Genomic DNA, 3,131 nt, shown 5'->3' with positions numbered 1-3,131 from the left:
TAGGGAGTAGGGGAAGGGTTTTTAACTTAATTTACCCAACCGTTACATAGTTTGATTTATTTCTACTAACCTACTTACGCTTAAATCTATTTATTCTTCCTTGGTAGAATTATTGTCAGCTTTCACACTAAAAGTCTATTTTAGATTTAATTTAATTTAATTTATATTTATTTATATAACTAAATTTTTATAAATATAATTTTACATTCACGGAAAAACTCAATTTCTGGATGAATATAAAACCAGCTATCCCTGTTGTATCTATAGTAGTTGTCTATTTTTACTAAATAAAGGAATATGCTGGAAGTACAAATAATGGAGTGTAAAAGTTGCGTGTGATGTCTAATAATAGCAGTACAAATAATTTATTAGATCGGTTTACTGAAAAAGACCGGCAATCTTTGAAAAGCCGATTTGATTACTCAAATGTAGAGTTTTTGCCCGAAATTTGGGGAATAGTCGCAAGTCGCTTTGGTGATACAACGGCACTGCATAATCCTCACGCTCGACCTCAAGAGGAGATCGTAACTTATACTCAGCTTCATCAACAAATTCAACAGTTTGCTGCTGGTTTGCAAGCATTGGGAGTCAAGCCACAAACAAGAATTTCGCTGATTGCCGATAATAGTCCTCGCTGGTTAATTGCCGACCAAGGGATGATGACTGCTGGGGCTGTAAATGCAGTACGCAGTTCTCAAGCCGATGTAGAAGAATTAGCGTTTATCTTAGAAAATAGCGATAGTACAGTCTTAGTCGCGCAAGATTTACAGACTTTTGAAAAACTGCGATCGCGCTTAGATAATTTACCAATTGTAATGGTAATTTTGTTGACCGATCAAACAGTACCAAATGAAGAGGCAATCGAGGTACTAAACTTCGAGCAGTTGATGGAAATTGGCGCAAAACATAAATTAGAAACCGTTAAGCAAAAGCGCGATGATTTAGCCACTTTACTTTATACTTCCGGAACTTCGGGTAAACCCAAGGGTGTGATGCTTTCTCACGGGAATTTGATGCATCAGGTCACTAATTTACGTACCATAGTTCAGCCGGAAGTCGGAGATATTATTCTAAGTATTCTCCCCACCTGGCACGTATTTGAACGTACAGGTGAGTACTTTTTACTGAGTCAAGGCTGCACCCAAATTTATACAAATTTGCGATCGATCAAAAATGATTTGAAAAAATATCAACCCCATTACATGATTGGGGTACCGCGTATTTGGGAATCGATTTATGAAGGAGTCCAAAAACAGTTTCGCGAACAACCAGCTTCTAAACAAAGCTTGATTAATCGATTTTTAGGTATTAGCAATAAGTACATTAAAGCGCGACGAATTGTTCAAAAATTGGATTTGGAAAATATCAATCCTTCTATGGGAGAAAGAATTGCCGCGAATATTCAAGCAAAAGCCCTTTCACCTATACACGCTTTGGCTGAAAAAATAGTTTATCAAAAGGTGAGAGAAGCGACGGGAGGAAGAGTTAAACAGTTAATTTGTGGTGGTGGTGCATTAGCGAAACATATAGATGATTTCTACGAGATTATTGGTGTGGAAATCGCCGTTGGTTACGGTTTAACAGAGACGAGTCCGGTTACTCATGCTCGTCGTCACTGGAGTAATTTACGCGGTTCTTCAGGATTGCCGATACCGGGTACCCAAGTCAAAATTGTGGATTTAGAAACTCGTCGAGAATTAAGTGCCGGGGAAAAAGGTTTAGTATTGCTCAAAGGACCGCAAATCATGCAGGGTTATTACAAAAACCCCGAAGCGACAAAAACAGCCATTGATGCCGAAGGCTGGTTTAATAGTGGTGATTTGGGTTGGTTAACACCTTCTCAGGATATAGTTTTAACCGGACGAGCAAAAGACACTATTGTATTAACCAACGGGGAAAACATTGAACCGCTTCCCATCGAAGACGCTTGTTTGCGATCGCCATTTATCGACCAAATAATGCTGGTGGGACAAGACAAGAAGAGTCTCGGTGCTTTGATTGTTCCCAATTTAGAAGCATTAGAAAAATGGGCATCAGATCGAAAATTGGAATTATGTGTTAAAGAAGACAATGTTACGACATCCACCAGCCAAAAAATCAACCTTGAGAGTAAAATGATCCAGGATTTGTTTCGACAAGAGTTGATTCGAGAAGTACGAAATCGTCCGGGATATCGATCGGATGACCGTATTGGACCATTTCAACTGATTATGGAACCGTTTTCTATGGAAAATGGCTTGATGACACGAACTCTCAAAGTCCGACGACACGTGGTGATGGAACGCTATCACGATATGATTGAACGGATCTTTGCCACAAACTAATCTACAATTTGTTGAATTCAAAAGGGAAAAAAAGATATTTCTATGGACATCTCCAATCCTCAACTGCTGCTCAAGCGCGTTATTAATGTCAAAGCCATTGTCACACCTCTATGGAAAGAGGAAGTAACGCAGCAACTACAAACTCAAATCAATCAAATCGACCAGCAGCTACAACAAATCGATGTCCAAGGACAGCGAGCAATTACTGAAATTCAAAAGCAAGGTTTGCAACCCCCCGGACCTCAGACTTTACAACAAATTGAGAACATTCAAGTTCAGGTAAACGAGAAAAAAAGCGAGATGCTAGAACAAAAAAACCAAAGCCTGCAAAACCTCCAACAGGTACAAATGCTTGAATTGGATCAAGAAGTTAATCAATTTCAATTGGAAGGGTTTTTCCGAGCAGAAAAAGGCGATAACTTAATTAGTAAAATGCAGGTGGAAATTGTTCTACGCGACGGTGTAATCGAAGAACTTCGCGGCGATATCTAGACAATTCGCAATTTGCAATTCGCTGCACCTGCGGCGAATTAACAATTGTTCACTCAAATATCCTTGCTCCTCACACACACTCTATATTTAATTTTCAAGCAATCTCGAATAAGGTATAAAAATCAGATCGATACACAAAAAGATTCCGATTCAATAGATAGGTAATTAAAAATATATATACCGAAATGCTCCAATTACCTACTCCCTACTCCCTATTCCCTACTCCCTACTCCCTACTCCCTACTCCCTACTCCCTACTCCCTACTCCCTATTCCCTACTCCCTATTCCCTACTCCCTACTCCCTACTCCCTACT

General features: G+C 39.3%; 2 protein-coding genes. Both read left to right on the top strand.

Annotated elements, in window-relative coordinates; translation table 11 throughout:
• The first annotated feature begins 338 nt into the window (after positions 1-338).
• Positions 339-2,324: a long-chain fatty acid--CoA ligase gene (locus tag VB797_RS22125; RefSeq protein ID WP_323239899.1), complete on the top strand. Its 1,986-nt coding sequence runs from the start codon at positions 339-341 to the stop codon at positions 2,322-2,324.
• 42 nt (positions 2,325-2,366) lie between these two features.
• On the top strand, positions 2,367-2,816 hold the full coding sequence (locus VB797_RS22120; RefSeq protein ID WP_323239898.1) for a YlqD family protein: 450 nt from the start codon (positions 2,367-2,369) through the stop codon (positions 2,814-2,816).
• Positions 2,817-3,131 lie beyond the last annotated feature (315 nt).

This window comes from Rivularia sp. UHCC 0363, from assembly GCF_034931125.1.
GTDB lineage: Bacteria > Cyanobacteriota > Cyanobacteriia > Cyanobacteriales > Nostocaceae > Rivularia.
The sequence above is the reverse complement of the archived record's forward strand: the minus strand, read 5'-3'. Positions and strand labels throughout refer to the sequence as shown.

What these genes read in the sequence shown, in the direction of transcription:
- VB797_RS22120 (WP_323239898.1), top strand. Translation starts at nt 2,367, where the DNA reads ATGGACATCTCCAATCCTCAACTGCTGCTCAAGCGCGTTATTAATGTC.
- VB797_RS22125 (WP_323239899.1), top strand. Translation starts at nt 339, where the DNA reads ATGTCTAATAATAGCAGTACAAATAATTTATTAGATCGGTTTACTGAA.